The organism is Clostridium sp. LIBA-8841, assembly GCF_057782475.1.
Map to the genome: position 1 here is coordinate 662,854 of NZ_CM173488.1, position 22,138 is coordinate 684,991.

Below are 22,138 nucleotides of genomic sequence, written 5' to 3' on the forward strand. Positions count from 1 at the left end.
ATATAAGATAATTTAATAAAAAAAAAACTCTTATTATTAATAGATCTAATAAAAGATAAGAGTTATTTTTCGTATAATTTATAAGGTTAAGAGAAAAAATAAAATTTTATTTAGAATTAACATGTTTTTTATCAACTTAGTAACCTGAGTTACTTTTGGAAAAGATTTTTTAGTGTATACTAACATTAATAAAGTTGATTTTAATATTTTACATAGGTTTTTATATAGAGGAGGAGTTTTTATGGACGGCATAGGAATAGGAATACCTAAGATGGTTAGTGGAACTCATTATGGGAATTTACAAAAGGTTAGAGATGGAAAAAGAACTTTTGGAATAACTCCACATATACCAGGAGGATTTATCTCACCTGAGCAACTAGAAAAAATAGCTAAGGTAGCTAAGAAATATAATGGAGTTATTAAAATAAATTCAGGACAGAGAATACTAATAACAAATTTAAATGGAGAAGATTTGCCACAAATTTGGGAAGAACTTGGTATGGAACCAGCTGTTAAAAAACAAAATTCAGTAAAAAATGTAGAGATGTGTCCAGCTGGATTCTGCAAAAGATCAAAATTCAATACTATAGGTACTGGAATGAAACTTTTAAACAAATATAAGCATATGGATATGCCATGTAGAACTAAAATAGGAGTTGCTGGATGTAGAAATGCATGTGGAAGTGTATATTCAAAGGATGTTGGAGTTATAGCTGATAAAACAGGATTTTTAGTAACTGCTGGCGGTTCAGCAGGATATAATCCTAGAATGGCGGATATACTAATAAAGGATGTAGATGAAAAAGAAGCTTTAAGAATTGTGGATAAAATTTTTGAAGTCTACAAAGGAGAAGCAGAAGATGGTGAAAAACTAGGAGATTTTATAGATAGAATAGGAATTGAAAGTTTTAAAAAGAAAACCTTAGAATAATTAAGAAAAACAATCCTAATTTAACTAAATGATCTAAAAACATTTAAAATAGCTTAAAATAATGTGTGCGTTGAGTATTTTTATCTGATATTATATGTTTAAAGATAAAGATTATTAATTAAGAATAAAAATTAAGAATATAAAATATACAGGTAAAATGAGAGGAGAATTTTTGTTATGGCAAATGTTTGTTTATGTAAAGGTGTTTCAGAAGAGAAGATAGTTGAGGCAATAAAAGATGGAGCTCTTTCTTTTGAAGAAGTAGGAGAAAAAACAGGAGCAGGAACAGGTGCTTGTAGAGGCGCTAGATGCAAATGTAAAATTGAAGAGTTAATAGAAGAAAATAAATAATAATATAAACCGAAGAGGTGCACGTTTTTGTGCACCTCTTTTTTTATTTAAAAAAATATATTGACACTATATGGAATTGGTGTATATACTGTATATAAAGAATATATACAGTATATACACAGAAAGAGGTGAGTTTTTGAATATAGTAGTTTCAAACACTTCAGGGGTACCCATTTATGAACAAATAGCTAAGGCTATAAAAAATGATATTTTATCAGGAGAATTAAAAGAGAATTCATCATTACCATCAATAAGAAGTTTAGCTTCTGAACTTAGAGTAAGTGTAATAACAACTAAGAGAGCTTATGAAGAGCTTGAGAGAGATGGATTTATATATACTCTGCCTGGTAAGGGGTCATATGTAGCAGAGCAAAACAAAGAGCTTTTAATAGAAGAAAAACTTAGGGAGATAGAAGAAAAATTTAGTGAAGCAATAGATATAGCAAATAGCATAGGATTAGACTTTGAGGAACTAGTTAGAATGCTTAAGACTTTGAAGGAATTATAAAAAAAATAAGGGATAGGTTTAAGGAGGAAAATTTATATGGAAAATGTGCTTGAAGTAAAGAATATAAGTAAAAATTATAAAGAATTTTCTTTGAAAGATGTGAGTTTTAATATACCTAAAGGCTTTGTAATGGGGTTAATAGGTCCAAATGGAGCCGGAAAAACAACCACTATAAAGGCAATCATGAATTTAATACATCTAGATGGTGGAGAGATAGATATCTTTGGTGAGGATATTAAGAAAAATGAAATAGAAATAAAAGATAGAGTTGGATTTGTTTATGATGATTGTTGTGCTTTTGAGGATTTTACTATAAAGGAAAATAAAAATATTATTGCACCTTTTTATTCTAAATGGGATGAAGAAAAATTTAAGTATTATATAAGTAGATTTGAATTAAATGAAAAGAAGAAATTAAAAGAATTATCTAAGGGACAAAAAATGAGATTTTCTTTAGCAATAGCACTTTCACACAAAGCAGAACTTTTAATATTAGATGAACCAACATCAGGATTAGATCCAGTTTTTAGAAGTGAACTTCTTGATATTTTATTTGAAATAATAGGTGAAGAAGAAGTTTCAGTTCTTTATTCAACTCATATAACAACAGATCTTGAAAGATTAGCTGATTATATAACATTTATAAATAAAGGGAAAATTGAATTTTCTAAAGAAAAAGACCTTTTATTAGAGGAGTATTTCATAGTTAAAGGTGCTTTAGATGCCTTAAATAAGGATATTGAAAAAGAATTAATTGGATTAAGAAAAACAAGATATAACTTTGAAGGGTTAACTAAGAATATGAGAAAAATAAAATCAATATGTGAAGATAGTATTATTTTTGAAAAAGCCACTTTAGATGATATAGTTGTTTATTACTCTAAAAAGGATGTGAAATAGTATGAAAGAATTGATTAAGTTAGATTTTTTTATACAAAAGAAATATATTAAGAGTTCAATTATAGTTATGCTTTTACTAGGAGTTACTTTCGCATTAACTCAAGGATTAAATTATTTGTTCACTATGGGAACTTTTATCGTATTTTATTTTATGATAATTCCAATTGAAGTTGAACGAAAAACAAAATTCAATGTATATCTAAATTCATTACCAATGAAAAAAACAGATTATGTTTTTAGTAAATATGTAGCAACATTAGTTTATATGGTAGTAGTTAATGTCTTTTTATATTTTTTATGTACAATATTAGGTTTGATTTCAGGAAATGTCTTTACGCTAACATTAAGAGAGATACTTCCTAGTATAACAATTCAACTATTTTATGTGGCAATAACTTTACCTATATATTTAGTTATAAATTATAAATTTTATAGAGTATTTAATATAATCTTCATCATGATAATAACCATAATGGGTTCAATGTTATTTAATTGTCTTGAAAATGTAAAATTACAGGCTTTATTCGATATTACTAGAGGAGGATATGGGTTAATATTTGGACTAATAGCTTTAATAATATCTTTAATCGTTTCTATGATTATTTATAAAAAAAGTGAGGTGAAGTAATATGAAAAATTTAATAATTAAAGATTTGAAGAATATAAGAGTGTTAGCTATACTATATATCTTTGCAATGGCCTTCGGATATTCTCCTTTTTTTATAGATTTACCAAAAGAACGTTATGAGTTTTTAATAAATAGTATATTTATCTATTTTACTTTATTAGCTTCAATGATTAGTGTTAATCTTATAGTAGCTAAAAATACCAATAAAGGGACAATGACAAATAGGTTATTAAGATCACTACCAATCGATGCAAGAAAGGTAGTAGGAACAGCCTTCATATTACCTATAATAATTTTCTTAATATTTGCTTTGCCTAATATAATTGCTAGTATAGGCGTAAGTTTTATCGTTGGAGAAAAGATTATTGTAAATTCTCTAAACCTGCTTTTAGCATTTATACTTTTCTATATATACGCATCAATAACATTTAGTATGGCAATAGTATATCCAGAAAGTAGTACAATGTCTTATTTAAGAAGTATTCCGTTATTTATTCTAATAATAGGACTTTCTTTAGTGGAAAAGTTCTTAAAAAGTATAAATTATGATATTTCAAATATTTTAAATTCATTACCACTTATCATAGGGATATTATCAGTAATAGCAGTAGTTATGTCCTTTATTTTATACAAATTCTCATTAAATAAATTTCTTGTAAAAGAATTATAACTAGATAACTTAATAAATATATTGAAAAATATGTCTATAGATAATATTAGAAATAACTATACTATTTTTATATAGTTATTTAAAAGTTATCTATAGATTTTTTTATAGATGTAATAGTACATAAATGGTAATATATAATAAAAAATATTATTTATAATAATGGAGGGTATAAAATGGCAAGCAAAATGTTACACACATGCATAAGAGTAAAAGATTTAGATAAATCTTTAAAGTTTTACAAAGAGGCGTTAGGTCTTGAGGAAACAAGAAGAAAAGATTACCCAGAGTACAAGTTCTCTTTAGTTTATCTTTCAGATAAAGAAGATGGGTATGAAGTAGAATTAACTTATAATTATGATCAAGAAAAGCCATACGATTTAGGAAATGGATTTAGTCATATAGCAGTTGGAGTAGAAGATGTAGAAGCTGAAAGAGAGAGACACATAGCTTTAGGATATGAAGTTACACCTATGAAACGTCTTTCAGATGGCGCTGCAACATATTACTTTGTAACTGATCCAGATGGATATAAAGTAGAAGTAATAAAACTTTAAAATAAAGGGTCTGTATCAAAGGTAACTTAAAATAAAACTTATAAATATATTCCGAGAATTACTAGATTTCACTAAGAATTTATAGCAATTACTACGAAGAGTTTGCTAAAGCTCAGAACTCCTGTTGGTCAAACAGCTTCGCTTCTTAACGCAAAATCTTCTACGTAATGGCTTAAATTCTAAAGTTCATATAGATATTCTCTTCATATTATTTATAAGTTTTATTATTTTAAGCTTTGATACAGTTATTTTATTTTTTAAATAAAGTTATTTTTAAAACTAATGTTGATTTTAGATAGAACTGTAGTACCATCTTAATGAGTAGTTAGAGTTTCTATTATTTTGGAATAGATAATAGAAACTCTTTGAGAAATTAATTAGGTTTGAAGGGCTAGCTAAAATCAACATTCAACTAAAAAATAAATTGAAATAGTATTAAATTTTGATTCCTTCCTTAGCATATTTTAGAGAATATTGTTTTGGAGTTAGTCCAAACTTCTTTTTAAATAATCTTATGAAGTGAGAAATGTTTTCATAACCTAAATCATATGCCACTTCAGTAACTGAGCTTAATTTAAGAAGTCTTGCAGCTTCATTAAGCTTTAAGTTTGTAAGATAGTCATTAGGAGTCATTCCCATAACTTTTTTAAATTTAGAAGAAAAGCTAGGAAGTGACATATTAAGGTCATAGGCAATTTCTGAAACTGTTATATTGTTTTTTAAGTTTGATTTCATTATTTGAATTGAACGACTTATTGGATTGTTAAAATCATTAGAAATAATATCTTTAGCACCTTTAGTATTTAATAGACTATAGGTTATTTCTTGAGCATATAAATCAAGTAAGAATTCTTTATGAGTAGTATCATTGGTAGCAGTTTCTACAATTCTTTTAGTTGTCAATTCTATCAATTCATTATTTTCACTAAAAAAAGGTTTTTCTAGTTTAGAGTTTTTAAAATCTGTATCTAATTCATAAGAGAGTTTTTCTGAAACTGTATTTATTAAATCTTCATTTAATTCTAAAACTAATGCCCTAGTTGGCTTTTCAATTTTCATTTCTACACTTGAATTAGGAGGAAGGAGCATATACTTAGATGAATCATAGGTTATATTTTCTCCATTATTAATTCGTACATTTTTTTCTCCATCAACTATGGTACATAATCTTTTATATTCATAGGATTTGTATGTATCTTTATAATTTTTATCAAAGGTGTAGTACAGAATTCTTAAATATTCAGTTTCTATACCATCTGCTAACTCAAGTTGTCTGTCAAATCTGTCCATAAAATTCACCTCATAATAAATAATATATAAGCTATGATAAGGTTGTCAATTTATGTCGATTTAAAAATGAGATATTTTTTGAAAAAATCGATTAGTTAAATTTTTAACATTAAATTAAAATTAAATTATAACTTGGGGATAAATATTGGGAATACATTTGAGAGAAGGACTTGGAGGAAGAGAATATGAGTTATAAATTTTTTATGCCAGCTATAAGTTTAATGGGAGCAGATTGCTTAAAAGACGCTGGAGAACAAGTTGCAGAATTAGGATTTAAAAAAGCTTTAATAGTAACAGATAAAGTTTTAGGACAAATAGGAATAGTTAAAAAGGTAACAGATGTTTTAGATAGTAAAAATATTGAATATGCAATATATGATGAAACTAAACCAAATCCAACAGTTAAAAATGTTAATGATGGTTTAGCCCTATTAAAAGAAAAAGAATGTGATTTCGTTATATCATTAGGTGGAGGTTCAGCTCATGACTGTGCTAAAGGAATAGCTTTATTAGCTACTAATGGTGGAGAAATTAAAGACTATGAAGGTGTAGATAGATCTAAAAAGCCGCAATTACCAATGGTAGGTATAAATACAACTGCTGGTACTGGTAGTGAAATGACTTTATTCGCTATTATAACAGATGAAGAAAGACATATAAAAATGGCTTTAGTTGATAAACATTTAACACCAATTATAGCAGTTAATGATCCAATGTTAATGCTTGCTATGCCAAAATCATTAACAGCAGCTACAGGTATGGATGCTTTAACACACGCTATAGAGGCTTATGTTTCAACAGCGGCTACACCAATAACAGATGCTTGCGCAGAGAAAGCTATAGAACTTATAAGCACTTACCTAGTTAAGGCTGTTGAAAATGGAGAAGATGTAGAAGCGAGAGACATGATGGCTTATGCTGAATACTTAGCAGGAATGGCATTTAACAATGCAAGTTTAGGATACGTTCATGCTATGGCTCACCAATTAGGTGGATTCTATAACTTACCTCATGGAGTATGTAATGCAATATTATTACCACATGTTCAAGAGTACAATAAAGCTACAAGTGCCGCTAGATTAGCTAAAATAGCTAAGATAATGGGTGGAAATATTGAAGGATTAACAGATGAGCAAGGCGCAGATCTTTGCATAGATATGATAAAATCATTATCTCAAACTGTAGGAATCCCAGAAGGTCTTGGAGTATTAGGAGTAAAAGAAAGTGACTTCGAAACTTTAGCTACTAATGCTTTAAATGATGCTTGTGCATTAACAAATCCAAGAAAAGGAAATTTAGAAGAAGTAATAGCTATATTTAAAAAAGCTATGTAATTAAATTGCCACTTAATTAAATTTCATAATATATGAGCTATATTAGAAGCCAATTACAATAATTTTATTTAAGAGGTTTCTGATATAGCTTTTTTATAATTAAAAATAAGCTATGGTTTAAACCAGTGTTTATTCTTAGCTAGTCCTTAAGACATAGCTTAATTTTAAGTAAAAGTTCAATTTTTCAATTTGGTATCTTGAATTGACACTTCTGAAAGAAGTAAAAAGACGCCTTCTATTTATTGAGGTGTTATTTAAAACATATGGTATAATAACTGTGTATAACAGAATGGAAGGAATGATTTAATGAGCATAGCTATAATGGCATGTAGAAAAATGATAGGAAAGTGTGCTGCATCAGGGTGCTTTAAGGCATATAATAATTCAACAGCGGCCTTCAGTATTTATGGAGAAAATAAAGAGGATTTAGCTAGTTTCTTTTATTGTGTTGGCTGCAAGGATACATTAGTTGAAGGGGAAAATTGGATACATAAAATAAAGCAATTAAAAAAGAATGGTGTTGAAACAATACACATATCTCATTGTATAGAAGTTGAATGTGATGACTATAAAAAGCATGAAAGAATTTTAGAAAAAGAAGGATTTAAAATTGTTCACGGAACACATTAATATTTGATGATAAATATGTTTTAAAGATGGTATTAACTTTTAATTATATCTAAATGAATAGATAAAAATTAATACTTATATAGAAGTAGAGTTGAGTAATTAGTTTATATTAATGAGGAGGTATTAAATGAATTTAAAGAAGATACATCATGTAGCAATTATTGCTTCAGATTATGAGAAATCTAAAAATTTCTATGTTAATATACTAGGTCTTGAAATAATTAGAGAAGTTTACAGAGAAGAAAGGGATTCTTTCAAACTTGATTTAAAGATTGGAGAATGTCAAATAGAGTTATTTTCATTTAAAAATCCTCCAAAAAGACCAAGCTATCCAGAGGCTTGTGGATTAAGACACTTAGCCTTTAAAGTTGATGATATCAAATTAGAAGTAGAAAATCTTTTAAGTAACGGTATTGAAGTTGAAGACATAAGAGTTGATGAGCTTACTGGAAAGAGATTTACCTTTTTTAGTGATCCAGATGGATTACCAATAGAACTTTATGAATCTTAAAAAATAATATCAATTTAAATATGATTGAAAGAGGTCATATCAAAATAAAAAAATAAAGTCTTATAAATAGATTAGGAATTTTAGAATATTTATAAACTTTATCTTAAGTTTTTTTGATATAGCCTCTTTTGGTATTTACAAGATAAATTAATAGCTATAAATTAGTTTAGAAATTATAATTGTTAAAATTAAAAGTAGAATAGATATGGGTATAATTATTTGTTCTAAATTGAACCTTTAAATAATATACATATTATGTTAAGTAAATATTATGTGAAATGAGGGAAAAGAATGTATGTGTAGGTTATTAAAGGGTGGAATGAATAAAAAAAAGCTAATTTGTTCAATAATTGCTTGTTCAGTTGCATTAAGTCCTATGACAACGTTTGCTAAAGGCATAACAGGTGAAAGTAATATTAACGTTTCTTCAGAGAGGGAAGTAAAATCTAGAGAGGAGTTTTCAAATCAACCAATAGCATCTTATTGGTTTCCAGAAGATTTGTTAAATTGGAGTCCAGAAAATGATAAAGATGCTGTTTTTAATAAAAGTACAATTCCATTAGCTGAAAGAGTAGATAAGGATCGTTTAGAAACTGTTAATGAGAATCAAAGTAAAGATGTTAAAATAGCAGCCTTATCTATCATGAATGAGAGTACTACTGGAAATCCGTCTCAAGGTTTTAATGAATTTAGTTCAAACACATTTTCATATTGGCAATATATTGATTCATTAGTATATTGGGGAGGGTCAGCTGGAGAAGGAATAATAGTTCCACCAAGTGCAGATGTAACAGATTCAGCACATAAAAATGGAGTTCCTGTATTAGGTACAGTATTTTTTCCACCTGGAGCTTATGGTGGAAAGTTTAGTTGGGTAAAAGAATTTATTCAAAAAGATGAAAATGGTAATTTTCCAATGGCTGATAAATTAATTGAAGTAGCAGTAGAATATGGATTCGATGGTTGGTTTATAAATCAAGAAACAGCAGGTGGTAATTCTCAAGATGCAAAGGATATGCAAGAGTTTATAAAATATTTTAAAGAAAATGCACCAGAAGGCATTGAAATTATGTGGTATGATTCTATGACAAATTCAGGAAGCATATCATGGCAAAACCAATTAAATGATAGAAACAAAATGTTTATGGTAGATGATGCTGGGAATAAGGTTTCAGATAGTATGTTTCTAAATTTCTGGTGGAGCTATGGAAATCTTTTAAGAAATTCAAGAGATTACGCAAACAACAATGGAATTGACCCATATGATTTATATGCAGGAATTGATGTCCAAGCCAATGGATATAACACAGGAATAAGCTGGGATCAATTTGCTCCTAATGGGAAAAATCCATACGTTTCATTGGGATTATATTGTCCAAGTTGGACTTATTTTTCTTCAAATTCACAGGATGAATTTATGGAAAAAGAAAGTACATTTTGGGTAAATAAGATGGGAGACCCATCAGAAGTTTTAAGTAATGCTTCAAATTCAACTTGGAGAGGACTTTCAAATTATGCTGTTGAGAAAACAGTAGTTAATTCAATTCCTTTCATAACAAACTTTTCAATGGGAAATGGAGAAGCATATTATGTTGATGGAGAAGTTGTTTCAGAGGAGCCTTGGAATAATAGAAGTTTAAATGATATTATGCCTACCTATAGGTGGATAATAAATAATGAAGATGGTAACTTATTAAAAGCCGATATGGATTTTGAAACAGCTTATTATGGAGGAAACTCAATAAAGCTTGAAGGAAATTTAAGTGAGAATAAGTCTTCCACAATAAAACTATATAGTGCAGATTTATTAATACCATCAAATATTGAATTCTCAACAGTTGCTAAAGCAAATAATGAAGGGGTTAAACTTGATTTAGTCTTACAATTCCATGATGGAAGTGAAGCAATAATAGAGGGTGATAAAGACTTAGGAATAGATTGGACAAAGGTTGTTTATAATATGTCACCATTTGAAGGAAAATCAATAAAGAATATATCTTATAAGTTATCTAGTGATACTAATTTAGAAAATATAAAAGTTAATTTAGGAAATATAACAGTTAAAGATAATAACCACAGTGAAGTTGCAGATATAGAATCATTCTCTATAGATGAAGCAGAATTTAATGGAGGAATAAATGCTGGATTAAGACTTTCTTGGACTATAGATGGAAATAAAGAAAATATTAATCACTATGAAGTTTACAGCGTTAATGAAGATGGAAGTAAAGAATTTTTAGGAGCAACACCAAATACAAGTTACTTTGTAGGAAATCTAAAGAGAGTAAATTCTAAAGAAATCAATACTGATATAGAAGTTGTTGCCATAAATAAAAATTATGAATCTGGAAATAGTAAAACTGCTACCTTAGAATGGCCAGAATATCCGGCTCCAGAAGCTAAATTTGAAGTATCTAAAACCTTAGTAGCACCAGGAGAGAGTGTTACATTTACTAATACTAGTAGTGAGGTAACTGAGAATGTAGAGTGGGTATTTGAAGGAGCTAATATAGAAACTAGTACAGAAGATAATCCTACTGTAACCTATGAAAAAGAAGGAGTTTATTCCGTTACTTTAAAAGCTAAAAATTCATCAGGAGAAGACATTGAAATTATGGAAGAAGGTATAGTAGTCACAGAAGATGCCAAGAACATTTATAATATGGCATTAAATAAATCTACTACGGCTTCAGGATATGTTAGTGGAAGTGAGGCTCCAAGATTTGCAGTTGATGGTAGTTATAATACAAAGTGGTGTGCTGTTGGAAATGGACCACATTGGATAACTATAGATTTAGGAGAAGATAAGTTAATAGGAAGTGTGGGAATAAAGCATGCTCAAGCTGGTGGGGAAAGCCAATCCATGAATACTAGAGCATATACTTTATCTGTTAGTAGTGATGGAGAGAACTTTGAAGAGGTTTATAAAAAGAATGATAATCAGGGAGCTTCATCATTAGATAATTTTAAACCTGTTAAAGGAAGATATGTGAAGTTAAAAGTTGATAAGTCAACACAAGGGGGCGACGGTGCTGCTAGAATATATGAGGTTGAAGTAAATGGCATAGATTATAATGTGAAAAATGACTTAAAGAAATTAATAGATTCATCTAAAGAGGATTTATCAAATGCAGTAGAAGGTATGGAGATAGGTAATTATCATATTGGTGCAAAAGCTGATTTAGAAAAATTTATTACCAGTGCAGAAGGAGTCTATAATAATGAGAATTCTTCAGAAGAAGAAGTTAAAAATATTATTAAGGACTTAGAAAATGCCTTAGATAGATTTAACAAGCTAGTTATTGATGAATTTACTGGAGATATAAATAAGGATGGTGTAATAAATTTAGGTGACTTAGCTCTTGTTTCAAGATATCAAGGAAATGTAGACAATGACAATGAGTTAAGTATAAATAGTGATTTAAATCTTGATGGAGTAGTTGATCAGTATGAAGTTCAATTTATTACTGAAAAGATGTTAAATTAATAATAATTTTTATATAAATAGATTTTTAGAGATTATATTGAGCTCAATATAATCTCTTTTTTGTTTTATTATTCTTAAGAAGTAATTTGTAACTTTAAAATATAAATTAAAGATAGAGCTAGTTTATGTGAATTTTATTTAGATAAAAATTATAAAAAGCTATTAAACATACAAAAGAACTTTATATTCTTATTTGAAATTGAAAATATTCTTTTGGAAGTGTTGAAAGAACCACATTTAATATAGGTCCTTTAATAATTATATTATTTTTTTCTATATAATTTTTAAGTTCATATATAGCATTATTTCTTTGATCCTCTTCATAAGAAAGGCATAGATATTCGCCTTTAGGTATAACAAAGTTATGTAATTTTTTATAATCTTTTAAGAGAAAATAAATCTCTGAACTATCCTTGCTTCTGTCACCTAAGCCTTTAATATAAATTCCCTTTTCAAAAGATCGACTCTGAATAATTTTATTTATTTCCATTTTAAATTCTGAAAAAACCTGTTCTCTATGGGAAACTACAAAATTTATAGGCTTATTAATACTTTTCTTTAGTACATATCTTTCATCAAAATGTTTTTTATAAATATAGTTAATATTACTAACCTTAATGTTATTTTCAAAGTTTAATTTAAGCTCTAAAATATCATCTTTAATTATTTCTAAACTTTCAATTTCTTTTTCAATATAGTTTATTTTGTTATCTAGGAAATCTGTGAATTCTTTAGAATCTGTATTTTTATTTAAAATTAAATCAATTTCTTTTAAGGGAGTTCCTATTTTTCTTAAATATTTTATAAATCTTAGTTTTCTAAATTGATCTTCAGAATAATATCTATAATTAGTTTTAGGATCTATATGAGAAGGAACTAGCAATCCTATTTTATCGTAATTTCTTAATCTATCTATGGAAATTTCATTTATTTTAGAAACATCGCCTATGGAAAAAAGTTTATCCAAAAAAAATCTCACCTCATTTTAAAATTTATTCTTTACTCTAGTATTATACTAGAGTTTATAATAAGTATTATTAAAATTAAATTAAACCCAAAAATTATTTGTGAGGGAGTTTTTACTCCCTCTAATTTTGCTTTAAATTAAAGTTATGTTTTAAGTGAATACTAATTTTAGTTAGACTTTCAAATATGTTTAAAACATAGCCTAAATTTAAAATTACTTAGAAAACTACAGTTTTGAATTTTAATAGAAGAATTTAATGCTATCAATAAAAGTATTTACCAAAGCTTTTAAGAGCATTTATAGATTTTATTGCATATTACAAAAGATAAAAATAGAAGGAGGATTTATGGATAAAAAAAAGATAGGTAAGGCTTTATTATTTGGCATTATTACTGTGGTATTAATGCTTTTTTATGGAAGTGTTTTCGGCTTGGAAAATGGTGGAATAGGAATGATGATAGGACTGACAAGCTATGCACTTACAAGGATTGATTTAACAGCTTATCCAGTTTACAAAACAGCTACATTCATAGGTTTAAATGTGTACTTGGCCATAAGTTCATATTTTATAACAATAAATCCATTCTTAGGCCTTATTATTAATACTATAAATTTATTTAGTATTTTATTTATTTATATGAGAGAGTTTAAGAGTAGTATAGCCTATCTATTCTTGATGACTTATATAATTATGTGGGAAGATCCTACGACCTTAGAAAACTTACCTAAGAGGATAATTGCAATAATATTAGGGGTTTTCATCATAATAATAATAAACTTTATTTTTAATAAAAATAAGTTTAAGAAAAGTTCTAAAAATATAATTTTAGGAATTATAAAGAATCTTCAAATGGAAATAGAGAATATATTAAATGGAAATTGTAAAAAAGAAGAAAATTCCAATATACATAAAGAGTTAAGAAAATTAATGCTTTTACTTGATGAAAGAAATAGTAATGCTCTCATGTCAAATAATAAAGATAATATTTATTTTAATATTATTCTTATATTAGAAAGAATAAATACTATAATTTACAATACAGGAAAAGGAAATTTAAATGAAAATTTTAAAAAAGATTATTTAGAAATCTTAAAAAGTGAGTTAGAAGCACTGGAAAATGCTTTAAATAAAAAAGTTTTTCTGGTGGATGATAATAGTATTTTTAAAAACTTAGGTGAAAAATATAGTCCTTATAAAGTGGATAAAAAAGAAATAAGAGAAGGTATTGAACTTATTAGAATGTTAAGAATACTGTTTAATCACTTAAATAAGTATAAACAAGATGAATTAAAGAGCATATATGAAAGCAAAAGGAATTTTAAAGCATTAATTAGAAATAAAAGCAATTGGGGATTAAGAAGCTTAGGAGTATCTTATTCATTTAAAGTAGCTCTAACAGTATCTATAGCAATTTTCATTCTAGAAATTTTAAAACTTCCACAGGGAAAATGGATGGTTACTACGGTTTTTGTACTTCTTCAACCTTTTAAAGAGGATACTGTAACAAAAGCAAAGCATAGATTTAAAGGAACTGTATTAGGGGTTTCAATGTATTTGATTATATATACATTTATTCCTAAAGCTATTCCTATGCAATTGTTAATGCTAATTCTTTTATTTTGTTATTATATGTTTACTGATTATGATAAAAAGGTTATATGCATGGCTTTATTAATATTAAGTTTAGAAGGCCATGGACAAGTATTGATACCTGCTTTTCATAGATTTATATATGTTTTCATAGGAGCAATAATTGCATTAATAGCAAATAAATACTTTTTTCCATATAGCAAATCCAATATTATTCATGATTTAAAAGATAGATATGTGGAATTAACTAATAATCTTATTGAAGAATTAAGAAATGCAATAGAAAATGGGTTTAATAATGAAAATGTATTTAGATTAATGTTAAACTGTAGCTTCTTAGAATCAAAATTAATAGGTAATGAGAAGTTTGAAAATAGTGATTCATTTAATCAATTTGTAAGGAAACAAAGTGACATCATAAGAAGAATGAGATTATTTATATTATTAGCTCACTATTCAAAATGGCAAGTTTCCTCATCTGGTTTAGTTATTGATAAGACTTTTTTAAATAACTTTATTAATAAAATAGAGAAAGAATGCAAAGAAAATAATTAATAAGATAACAAATAAAAAAAGAGAATATAAAAACTTTAATTTAAAGTTATTTTTGATATAGCCTCTTTTTTTGATTAGGAATATAGGAGAATTTTTTTGTACTAAAAATTTATTAAGAAACTCTTTAGAAAATCTTTAGATTTATCTGAGGGGTTTCTTTATTTTTGGAATTTATTATAAGAGTATAGCAAATGAGAAGAGAAAAACTTAGTTTGGTAGAAGTTTTTTAGATATAGAAATTAATTAAGAAGGGGTAAGGGGTATGGATTTAGGAACTATAAATAATTATTTTGCACAATATGGACTTGTATTTTTATTTGTTATTATTCTTTTGGAATATATGAATTTACCAGGTTTTCCAGCAGGAATAATAATGCCAGCTGCTGGGGTAGTAATCTCAAGAAGTGATATGAATTTCTTTGTGGCACTTTTGGTATCAGTAATAGCAGGGCTTTTGGGAAGTTGGATACTTTACTGTATAGGAAGGTTTGGGGGTGATATCATCCTTAGAAAATATTTAAATAAATTTCCAAGTCATGAAGATTTCATAAATAAAAAGATAGAGTATTTAAGAGAAAAAGGTTATGCAGGAATTTTAATAAGTAAGCTTATTCCAATGGCTAGAACAGTAATAGCAATACCAGCAGGAGTTTTAAGATTAAACTTTATAAAATATAGTGCTTATTCAGCCTTAGGAATTTTAATATGGAATACAGCTTTAATATCATCTGGATATTTCTTTGGAGAAAAGATTCTACAGTTCTTTGGATAAGAGGTTTAAGTTATAAAAGAGAATTTAGATAGAGATTTAGAAATATAAAAAGAGTTTGGGGAAAGGAGATTAAAAATGAGAATAGCAATGTTTACTAACAACTATAAACCTTTTGTAGGCGGGGTGCCAATATCTATAGAAAGATTATCTAAAGAATTAAGAAACCTTGGACATGAAGTTTATATTTTTGCACCAAGTTATGATGAAACTTTATACGAAATAAATAGTGATGAAGAAGAAAATGTAATAAGATATAAATCCTTAAAAAACAAAAAATTAAAGGGGGAAATAGTTATTCCCAATATGTTTGATTTAGACATAGAAAAGTATTTTAGGAAGTTAAATATAGATGTTATACATGTTCATCATCCAATGTTAGTAGGAAATACGGCTCAATACTTAAGTAAAAAATATAATGTACCTTTAATCTTCACATACCATACTAGGTATGAACAGTATTTACACAATATAAAGGCATATGAAATCTTAGAAAAACATCAAAAAGATAATTCAATAAATCCTTTAAGAAAAGCTGAAGAGAAACTATTAAAATACACTAAAGAAAAGTTTGTACCAGGATATATAAAATTATTTTCTAATAGCTGTGATTTAATATTCTCACCTACTGCTTTAATAAAAGATTATTTAGAAGAAACTGGAGTGAAATCAAATATAAAGATTATGCCTACAGGGTTAGATGAATCTTATTTTAAAGAGGATGAGGAGAGTAATAAAGAAGTTAAAGACATTAGAGAAAAGTATAAAGGAGATAAAAAATATTTATTTTGTACAGTATCAAGATTAACTAAAGAGAAAAATTTAGACTTTATGATTAAAGGATTAAATGAACTAAAAGAAAAGGTAGGTGATAACTTCAGAATAATGATTATAGGGAAAGGTCCTTATAAGAGAGAACTTGAAGAAAATATAAATGAATTAGGATTACAGGATAACGTAGTGTTCTTAAACAGCATAGACAACAAGGTAATAACTAATTATTATAGAGCTTCTGATCTATTTCTATTTTCCTCAAAGTCTGAAACTCAAGGTATAGTTCTCCTAGAAGCAATGGCTGCAAGAGTTCCAGTGGTAGCATTAAAGGCAAGTGGAGTTGTAGAAGTTGTTAAAAATAAAGAAAATGGCTTTATGACTGAAGAGTACACTTCAGAATGGAGCCTAAAAATAAAAGAAATATTAGAAAACAAGGAGTTATTTAAAGTATTAAAACAGGGTGCTTATGATACGGCCTTAAAATACATGGCTTCAAATATAGCAAAAGAGGTTGAAGAAACGTATAGCTTTTTAGTGTATAAGAAAAAAGCATATTCAGGCTACAGAGATACTTTTAGAAATTATATGAGCTTATCAACAATTTTAAAAAAGGTTAATCTAAAAGCTTAAGTGAAAGTCCAAAATTTCAATTGGTTATTTTAGGATTATGTAATCTAAGTTAAAAAAGAATTTATTTTATTAGAGTATTTATTTTTAGATAGAACTGTAAGATCATCTTAATGAGCAGTTAGTATTGCATTATTCTGGAGTAGATGATAGTAATACTTTGCGAAATTAAGCTAGGTCTGAAGGTCTAGCGAAAAATAAATAAACTTTAAAATATAGTGAGGGGTAGGTGTAATTGGTGAAGGCAGTTGTAAAAAGGGCTTATAAGGTTTACTTGGATTTTGTTTTAAAAACAAGTACAGTAAGCTTTGAGAATTTTTATGAGATAGATGATGAAATCATGGATAATTGTATTTTAGGTTTTTGGCATGGTGATAGTTATTCCATGAATCTCCTACTAAAGAAGTTAAACCGGTATTATAAGGTCAAAAAAAATCAGGAGTTAGATGTAAATGTAGTTGTTACAGCAGATTCTAGGGGAGAGTATATAGAATACATGTTGAACTCATATGGAGCTCATGCATTAAGAATGCCAGATGGTGTTAAAATGAAGAATTTTCTTAAGGAATTAAGAGAAAAGAGCAGAGCAGAATCAGTTGTGGTATTGGCTTTAGATGGGCCAGTAGGTCCATTACATGAACCTAAGAAAATAGCTTTTTCCCTAGCGAAAGACTCTAAGAAGCCTTTTGTAGGAATAAAGGTTGAACACTCAAGAAAATTAAAATTGAAAAACAGATGGGATAACTATGGAATACCACTTCCTTTTACTAAGATACAGTTTTCAGCAGATGTTTTTGGAAATATAGATAATGATGTGTTAACAAATTTTAAAGAATATAAGGAAATAGTCAAAGAGAGACTATGTTCTTAACAATAAAAAAGCTTTCTATGATATTATTATATTGAAATAATTGGGATTAACAAAAGATTATGAAGTTAATGGGAGTTTAAGAGTAATTCAAAATTAAGCTAGGTCTAAGAGGAGAGTTAAAAATAAATGTTCACCTAAGATTGAGCTTAAAGTTAATACTTTGTAATTTAAACTACTGTTAATTTTTTTGAGTTAACAATAGGGTTCTAAGAAATTTCAATTAATAGTATGGAAGGAAGTAGAAATAAAATGAATAAGTTTAATATTTTAGTTGTTGAAGATGAAAAGGAAATAGCAGATGCTATTGAGATATATTTAAGAAACCAAGGATACAATGTGTTTAAAGGAAGCAATGGTTTAGAAGGATTAGAAATAGTTGAAAGAGAGGATATTCATTTAGCTATAGCGGATATAATGATGCCTAAGATGGATGGAGCAACAATGGTAATGAAGATCAGAGAGGAATATGATTTCCCTGTAATAATGTTATCAGCAAAATCAGAGGACATGGATAAAATTTTGGGATTAAATATTGGTGCAGATGATTATGTAACAAAACCTTTCAATCCTTTAGAGCTTCTTGCAAGAGTTAATTCTCAACTAAGAAGATATTCAAAATATTTAAATATGATGAAGAAAGATGAGAAAAAATCAAATGCTTATGCTATTGGTGGATTAGAAATAAATGTAGATAGAAAAGAAGTAACTTTAGATGGAGAATCAATAAAAGTAACTCCAATAGAATTTAAAATACTTCACCTACTTATGAGAAGTCCAGGAAGAGTTTTCTCAGCTGAAGAGATTTATGAAAGAGTATGGAATGAAAATGCAGTAAACACTGATACTGTAATGGTCCATGTAAGAAATATAAGAGAAAAAATAGAGATAGATCCAAAGAATCCAAAATATTTGAAGGTGGTGTGGGGCGTTGGCTATAAAATCGAAAAGCAGTAATTTAGAAAATAAAATAATTAAAACAGATGGAAAAACAAATTGGATTATTACCTTAATAATAGTAACTTTATTAGGAATATTATCTGTGGGAATGTGCTTATCTTACCCTATAATAGAAAAGAATTCAAAAGCATATGATGATAGTAATTATAGTTTGTTTAATAATGGAAATTTAAAACGAGAAATAAAGAACACTAATTATGCTATTTATTATGATTCTTTAGAGAAAAAGGCAAATGATGCAGGAGAGGAATTAGTCCCAGGAGAGAGTTTCTTTACTTTAAAAAGAGAGAATATAAATAAAGAAAATAGTCGTTATGATGAAGCTAAAAAGGAAGATATAGTAGAGTTAAATGAATCGGTTAAAAGAATGATTTTAGATTTAAATAATCTAGTGAACTTAAAAGTTTATGCTTTAGATGAAAATGGAGATTTAGTTTATACCAATGAAAAAAATCCATGGGTATTAGAAGGACTTGCTAAGAATTATCCTATGGGAAATTCAGATGTAAGCAGTAAATATAGATTCTCTGTAACTTTAAAATATGATGATAGAGGAAAGCTTACTATAGGTGATATTTATGGTGAGGATGAATATAGAGTTAAGCAATCACTAATCTCAAATAATGGTTATTATGAAGATTACATGCATTTAAACAATGAGTATGATGCTAAACCAATAGAAAATATGACCTTTGTGTATGCAGTCCCAAATACTTTAGAAGTTGGAGATGAGCTATACTATAATGAACTTAATAGAGACGACTATGCAATTAGGGATGCAAGTAGCATATTCGTTTTAGTAGGAGTTATAATTTCTGCATTATTAGCTTTAATAATACCATTTAAATATTCAAAGGATATATTATGGTTCAATAAGCTTTTAAAAATGCCTTTAGAGTTATTTTTAATTATAGCTTCCTGTGCTATTCCTATAATTGTGGAAAGTGGATCCTTAATAATAGCTCAAACCCTAAATGGTGATCTTTTAAATGTTCTAAAGAGTGCAGATATATGGTATTTAGATAGTATTGCATATATTTTAAATATACTTTTCTGGATATTTATATATGGAGGAATATTCTTTGGAATAACTTATATTAAGAATATTTTTAATATGGGATTCAAAAAATATTTAAGAGAACAGGTATTAATATATAGATTTAAAGAAGTTATATTTGCAGGTATAAGAAAAATATCAAGATATATTAAAGGAATAGATTTAAATAAGAAAAGTGATAAAGTACTTGTAATACTTATAGGAATTAACTTTATCTTAGTATCATTACTTTGCTTAGTTTGGTTCTTTGGCATATTTGGAGTAATTTTATATTCAGCAGCTTTATTATACTTTGGTAGAAAGTACGTTAATAAGTGGAAAGATGACTACAATAAGCTTTTAGAAAAAACTAAGGAAATAGCAAGTGGAAACTTAGATTCTAAGACTGATGAAGATTGTGGTTTCTTTAATCCAATGAGAGATGAATTAAATAATATTCAAAAGGGATTCAAAGCAGCAGTTGAAGAGGAGGTTAAGAGTCAAAGAATGAAAACAGAGCTTATATCAAATGTTTCTCATGACTTAAAAACTCCATTAACATCAATAATTGCTTACGTTGATCTTTTAAAAGGAGAAGAGGATGAAGAAAAGAGAAAGGATTATCTAGATACTCTAGATAAGAAATCTCAAAGATTAAAATATTTAATAGAAGATTTATTTGAAGTTAGTAAGGCTACTAGTGGAAATGTTAGCTTAAATATAATGAATGTAGATATTTCATACCTTATGAAGCAAGCTATCATAGAATTAGATGACAAAATAAGTGAAGCTGGATTAGATGTTAGGCTTTCAATGCCAGACAATAAGGTGATTTTACCTTTAGATAGTCAAAGAACTTACAGAGTCTTTGAAAACTTAATAGTAAATGTGGTTAAATATGCTCTTCCAAATTCAAGAGTATATGTAGAACTTCAAGATAGAGAATCAGATGTAGAAATTACTATTAAAAATATATCTGCAGAAGAAATAACATTCAATGTTAATGAAATTTCAGATAGATTTGTAAGAGGAGATAAATCTCGTAACACAGAGGGTTCAGGATTAGGGCTTGCAATAGTTAAGAGCTTCGTTGAACTTCAAGGAGGAAGATTCAATATAGAAGTAGATGGAGATTTATTCAAATCTATAATAAACTTCAAGAAGAACTAAAACAAATTTTCTTAAGAATTCTTAATAATTTCTTTTGAAATCTTAACATTAATCTTATAAAGGACTTAAAGATTAATCTATAAAATATCTATTAAGCTAGTTAGTTTTTAATTAGCCTAATGGATATTTTTTTTTATTAAGTTTTAAATGAGTGGAGGAAATAAGATGTTTGATTTCATAAAAGAATTTATTAAGGAACCTAAATTTATAGGAGCTATTGCGCCAAGTGGGAAAGAATTATCAAATAAAATGATAGAAGATATAGATTTTAAAAGTTGTGATTGTATAGTTGAGTATGGGCCAGGTACTGGAGTGTTTACTGAGAAGATAATGGCACGAAAAAGAGAGAATACTGTATTTTTAGTCTTTGAAACAAATTATGAGTTTTATAAAAGTCTAAATGATACATATGGACACAAGAAAAATGTTAAAATAATAAATGATAGTGCCGAAAATATTAAGTTTTACTTAGAAGAACTTAATATAGAGAGTATTGATTATATAGTATCTGGATTACCTTTTACTTCATTACCTAAAGAAGTATCAAAAGCTATATTAAAAGCTTCAATTGAGGTCTTAAAAGCGAATGGATATTTAATAACATTTCAGTATTCATTAGCTAAAAAGAAATTTTTTAATGAGTACTTCAATGACATGAAGGTAAAGAGAAGTTTAATAAATTTACCTCCGGCATATGTATTAACCTTTCAAGGAAATCAATCTAGAGTTTGTTCAAAAGTATAGAATATTGCTTTAAATATATTTTAGAATTCAAAAGTGACTTTGCATATATGAATTTATAAGTACGGATTTATAGGATAAAATAATCAAATAGTAAATTATTTAGATTATGTCAATTAGGATATCTTAGATTCTTAATAAATGTATTAAAGGTTATATAAAAATTAAAGGAGGGAGTCTTCTAATAAAAGTTTTATATTATTTAAGTTAATAGTTAATTGAATCTTAAATTATGAATTGAGATTAAAGTTACATTTCGAAATTTGATTAGTTATAAATAACTTTA

Annotated in this window: 20 protein-coding genes; 18 read left to right on the forward strand and 2 right to left on the reverse strand. The window is 27.4% G+C overall.

Features of this window, described 5'->3' with window-relative positions; genetic code table 11:
• Positions 1 to 241 precede the first annotated feature (241 nt).
• The 7 genes from AC2A4K_RS02815 (at position 242) to gloA (ending at position 4,542) form a co-directional block, all read left to right on the forward strand.
• A complete protein-coding gene (locus tag AC2A4K_RS02815; protein ID WP_322504488.1) occupies positions 242 to 931 on the forward strand; it encodes a nitrite/sulfite reductase domain-containing protein in 690 nt (229 codons plus the stop codon).
• A 177-nt stretch (positions 932 to 1,108) separates the two neighbouring features.
• Complete coding sequence (locus AC2A4K_RS02820; protein WP_322504487.1) at positions 1,109 to 1,282, forward strand: (2Fe-2S)-binding protein; 174 nt, start codon at positions 1,109 to 1,111, stop codon at positions 1,280 to 1,282.
• A 136-nt stretch (positions 1,283 to 1,418) separates the two neighbouring features.
• Positions 1,419 to 1,790, forward strand: a complete 372-nt coding sequence (locus tag AC2A4K_RS02825) for a GntR family transcriptional regulator (RefSeq protein WP_322504486.1) — start codon at positions 1,419 to 1,421, stop codon at positions 1,788 to 1,790.
• A gap of 36 nt (positions 1,791 to 1,826) precedes the next feature.
• Positions 1,827 to 2,690 carry an ABC transporter ATP-binding protein gene (locus tag AC2A4K_RS02830; protein ID WP_322504485.1) on the forward strand — a complete coding sequence of 288 codons (864 nt, stop codon included), beginning with the start codon at positions 1,827 to 1,829 and terminating at the stop codon, positions 2,688 to 2,690.
• 1 nt (position 2,691) lies between these two features.
• Positions 2,692 to 3,318 (forward strand): ABC-2 transporter permease, encoded by a 627-nt coding sequence (locus AC2A4K_RS02835; protein WP_322504484.1) that lies wholly within the window; start codon positions 2,692 to 2,694, stop codon positions 3,316 to 3,318.
• Position 3,319: 1 nt separating this feature from the next.
• On the forward strand, positions 3,320 to 3,988 hold the full coding sequence (locus AC2A4K_RS02840; protein WP_322504483.1) for an ABC-2 transporter permease: 669 nt from the start codon (positions 3,320 to 3,322) through the stop codon (positions 3,986 to 3,988).
• Between the two features lie 173 nt (positions 3,989 to 4,161).
• A complete protein-coding gene (gene gloA / locus AC2A4K_RS02845; RefSeq protein ID WP_322504482.1) occupies positions 4,162 to 4,542 on the forward strand; it encodes a lactoylglutathione lyase in 381 nt (126 codons plus the stop codon).
• A gap of 435 nt (positions 4,543 to 4,977) precedes the next feature.
• Here gloA and AC2A4K_RS02850 read toward each other — a convergent pair whose 3' ends face one another.
• On the reverse strand, positions 4,978 to 5,832 hold the full coding sequence (locus AC2A4K_RS02850; RefSeq protein ID WP_322504481.1) for an AraC family transcriptional regulator: 855 nt from the start codon (positions 5,830 to 5,832) through the stop codon (positions 4,978 to 4,980).
• Between the two features lie 185 nt (positions 5,833 to 6,017).
• Here AC2A4K_RS02850 and yiaY point away from each other — a divergent pair, with 185 nt between their 5' ends.
• The 4 genes from yiaY (at position 6,018) to AC2A4K_RS02870 (ending at position 11,794) form a co-directional block, all read left to right on the forward strand.
• Complete coding sequence (gene yiaY / locus AC2A4K_RS02855; RefSeq protein ID WP_322504480.1) at positions 6,018 to 7,166, forward strand: L-threonine dehydrogenase; 1,149 nt, start codon at positions 6,018 to 6,020, stop codon at positions 7,164 to 7,166.
• A 306-nt stretch (positions 7,167 to 7,472) separates the two neighbouring features.
• On the forward strand, positions 7,473 to 7,796 hold the full coding sequence (locus tag AC2A4K_RS02860; RefSeq protein WP_322504479.1) for a CGGC domain-containing protein: 324 nt from the start codon (positions 7,473 to 7,475) through the stop codon (positions 7,794 to 7,796).
• Between the two features lie 127 nt (positions 7,797 to 7,923).
• Positions 7,924 to 8,307, forward strand: coding sequence for an SMU1112c/YaeR family gloxylase I-like metalloprotein (gene gloA2, locus AC2A4K_RS02865; RefSeq protein WP_322504478.1), 384 nt, complete (start codon positions 7,924 to 7,926; stop codon positions 8,305 to 8,307).
• Positions 8,308 to 8,602: 295 nt separating this feature from the next.
• On the forward strand, positions 8,603 to 11,794 hold the full coding sequence (locus tag AC2A4K_RS02870) for an endo-beta-N-acetylglucosaminidase (RefSeq protein ID WP_488458838.1): 3,192 nt from the start codon (positions 8,603 to 8,605) through the stop codon (positions 11,792 to 11,794).
• Between the two features lie 181 nt (positions 11,795 to 11,975).
• Here AC2A4K_RS02870 and AC2A4K_RS02875 read toward each other — a convergent pair whose 3' ends face one another.
• Positions 11,976 to 12,761, reverse strand: coding sequence for a MerR family transcriptional regulator (locus AC2A4K_RS02875; RefSeq protein ID WP_322504476.1), 786 nt, complete (start codon positions 12,759 to 12,761; stop codon positions 11,976 to 11,978).
• Between the two features lie 346 nt (positions 12,762 to 13,107).
• Here AC2A4K_RS02875 and AC2A4K_RS02880 point away from each other — a divergent pair, with 346 nt between their 5' ends.
• The 7 genes from AC2A4K_RS02880 (at position 13,108) to AC2A4K_RS02910 (ending at position 21,855) form a co-directional block, all read left to right on the forward strand.
• Positions 13,108 to 14,907 carry an FUSC family protein gene (locus AC2A4K_RS02880; RefSeq protein WP_322504475.1) on the forward strand — a complete coding sequence of 600 codons (1,800 nt, stop codon included), beginning with the start codon at positions 13,108 to 13,110 and terminating at the stop codon, positions 14,905 to 14,907.
• 262 nt (positions 14,908 to 15,169) lie between these two features.
• Positions 15,170 to 15,679 (forward strand): DedA family protein, encoded by a 510-nt coding sequence (locus AC2A4K_RS02885; RefSeq protein ID WP_322504474.1) that lies wholly within the window; start codon positions 15,170 to 15,172, stop codon positions 15,677 to 15,679.
• A gap of 75 nt (positions 15,680 to 15,754) precedes the next feature.
• Entirely contained in the window at positions 15,755 to 17,080 is a 1,326-nt protein-coding gene (locus AC2A4K_RS02890; protein ID WP_322504473.1) for a glycosyltransferase, read from the forward strand.
• 235 nt (positions 17,081 to 17,315) lie between these two features.
• On the forward strand, positions 17,316 to 17,948 hold the full coding sequence (locus AC2A4K_RS02895; RefSeq protein WP_322504698.1) for a hypothetical protein: 633 nt from the start codon (positions 17,316 to 17,318) through the stop codon (positions 17,946 to 17,948).
• A 249-nt stretch (positions 17,949 to 18,197) separates the two neighbouring features.
• A complete protein-coding gene (locus AC2A4K_RS02900; RefSeq protein ID WP_322504472.1) occupies positions 18,198 to 18,902 on the forward strand; it encodes a response regulator transcription factor in 705 nt (234 codons plus the stop codon).
• Complete coding sequence (locus tag AC2A4K_RS02905) at positions 18,877 to 21,111, forward strand: MFS domain-containing histidine kinase (protein WP_322504471.1); 2,235 nt, start codon at positions 18,877 to 18,879, stop codon at positions 21,109 to 21,111. Before AC2A4K_RS02900 ends, AC2A4K_RS02905 begins: the two co-directional genes overlap by 26 nt.
• Positions 21,112 to 21,276: 165 nt before the next feature.
• Positions 21,277 to 21,855 carry a class I SAM-dependent methyltransferase gene (locus AC2A4K_RS02910; protein ID WP_322504470.1) on the forward strand — a complete coding sequence of 193 codons (579 nt, stop codon included), beginning with the start codon at positions 21,277 to 21,279 and terminating at the stop codon, positions 21,853 to 21,855.
• Positions 21,856 to 22,138 lie beyond the last annotated feature (283 nt).

What these genes read in the sequence shown, in the direction of transcription:
- AC2A4K_RS02815 (WP_322504488.1), top strand. Translation starts at nt 242, where the DNA reads ATGGACGGCATAGGAATAGGAATACCTAAGATGGTTAGTGGAACTCAT.
- AC2A4K_RS02820 (WP_322504487.1), top strand. Translation starts at nt 1,109, where the DNA reads ATGGCAAATGTTTGTTTATGTAAAGGTGTTTCAGAAGAGAAGATAGTT.
- AC2A4K_RS02830 (WP_322504485.1), top strand. Translation starts at nt 1,827, where the DNA reads ATGGAAAATGTGCTTGAAGTAAAGAATATAAGTAAAAATTATAAAGAA.
- AC2A4K_RS02835 (WP_322504484.1), top strand. Translation starts at nt 2,692, where the DNA reads ATGAAAGAATTGATTAAGTTAGATTTTTTTATACAAAAGAAATATATT.
- AC2A4K_RS02840 (WP_322504483.1), top strand. Translation starts at nt 3,320, where the DNA reads ATGAAAAATTTAATAATTAAAGATTTGAAGAATATAAGAGTGTTAGCT.
- gloA (WP_322504482.1), top strand. Translation starts at nt 4,162, where the DNA reads ATGGCAAGCAAAATGTTACACACATGCATAAGAGTAAAAGATTTAGAT.
- AC2A4K_RS02850 (WP_322504481.1), bottom strand. Translation starts at nt 5,832, where the DNA reads ATGGACAGATTTGACAGACAACTTGAGTTAGCAGATGGTATAGAAACT.
- yiaY (WP_322504480.1), top strand. Translation starts at nt 6,018, where the DNA reads ATGAGTTATAAATTTTTTATGCCAGCTATAAGTTTAATGGGAGCAGAT.
- AC2A4K_RS02860 (WP_322504479.1), top strand. Translation starts at nt 7,473, where the DNA reads ATGAGCATAGCTATAATGGCATGTAGAAAAATGATAGGAAAGTGTGCT.
- gloA2 (WP_322504478.1), top strand. Translation starts at nt 7,924, where the DNA reads ATGAATTTAAAGAAGATACATCATGTAGCAATTATTGCTTCAGATTAT.
- AC2A4K_RS02870 (WP_488458838.1), top strand. Translation starts at nt 8,603, where the DNA reads ATGTGTAGGTTATTAAAGGGTGGAATGAATAAAAAAAAGCTAATTTGT.
- AC2A4K_RS02880 (WP_322504475.1), top strand. Translation starts at nt 13,108, where the DNA reads ATGGATAAAAAAAAGATAGGTAAGGCTTTATTATTTGGCATTATTACT.
- AC2A4K_RS02885 (WP_322504474.1), top strand. Translation starts at nt 15,170, where the DNA reads ATGGATTTAGGAACTATAAATAATTATTTTGCACAATATGGACTTGTA.
- AC2A4K_RS02890 (WP_322504473.1), top strand. Translation starts at nt 15,755, where the DNA reads ATGAGAATAGCAATGTTTACTAACAACTATAAACCTTTTGTAGGCGGG.
- AC2A4K_RS02900 (WP_322504472.1), top strand. Translation starts at nt 18,198, where the DNA reads ATGAATAAGTTTAATATTTTAGTTGTTGAAGATGAAAAGGAAATAGCA.
- AC2A4K_RS02910 (WP_322504470.1), top strand. Translation starts at nt 21,277, where the DNA reads ATGTTTGATTTCATAAAAGAATTTATTAAGGAACCTAAATTTATAGGA.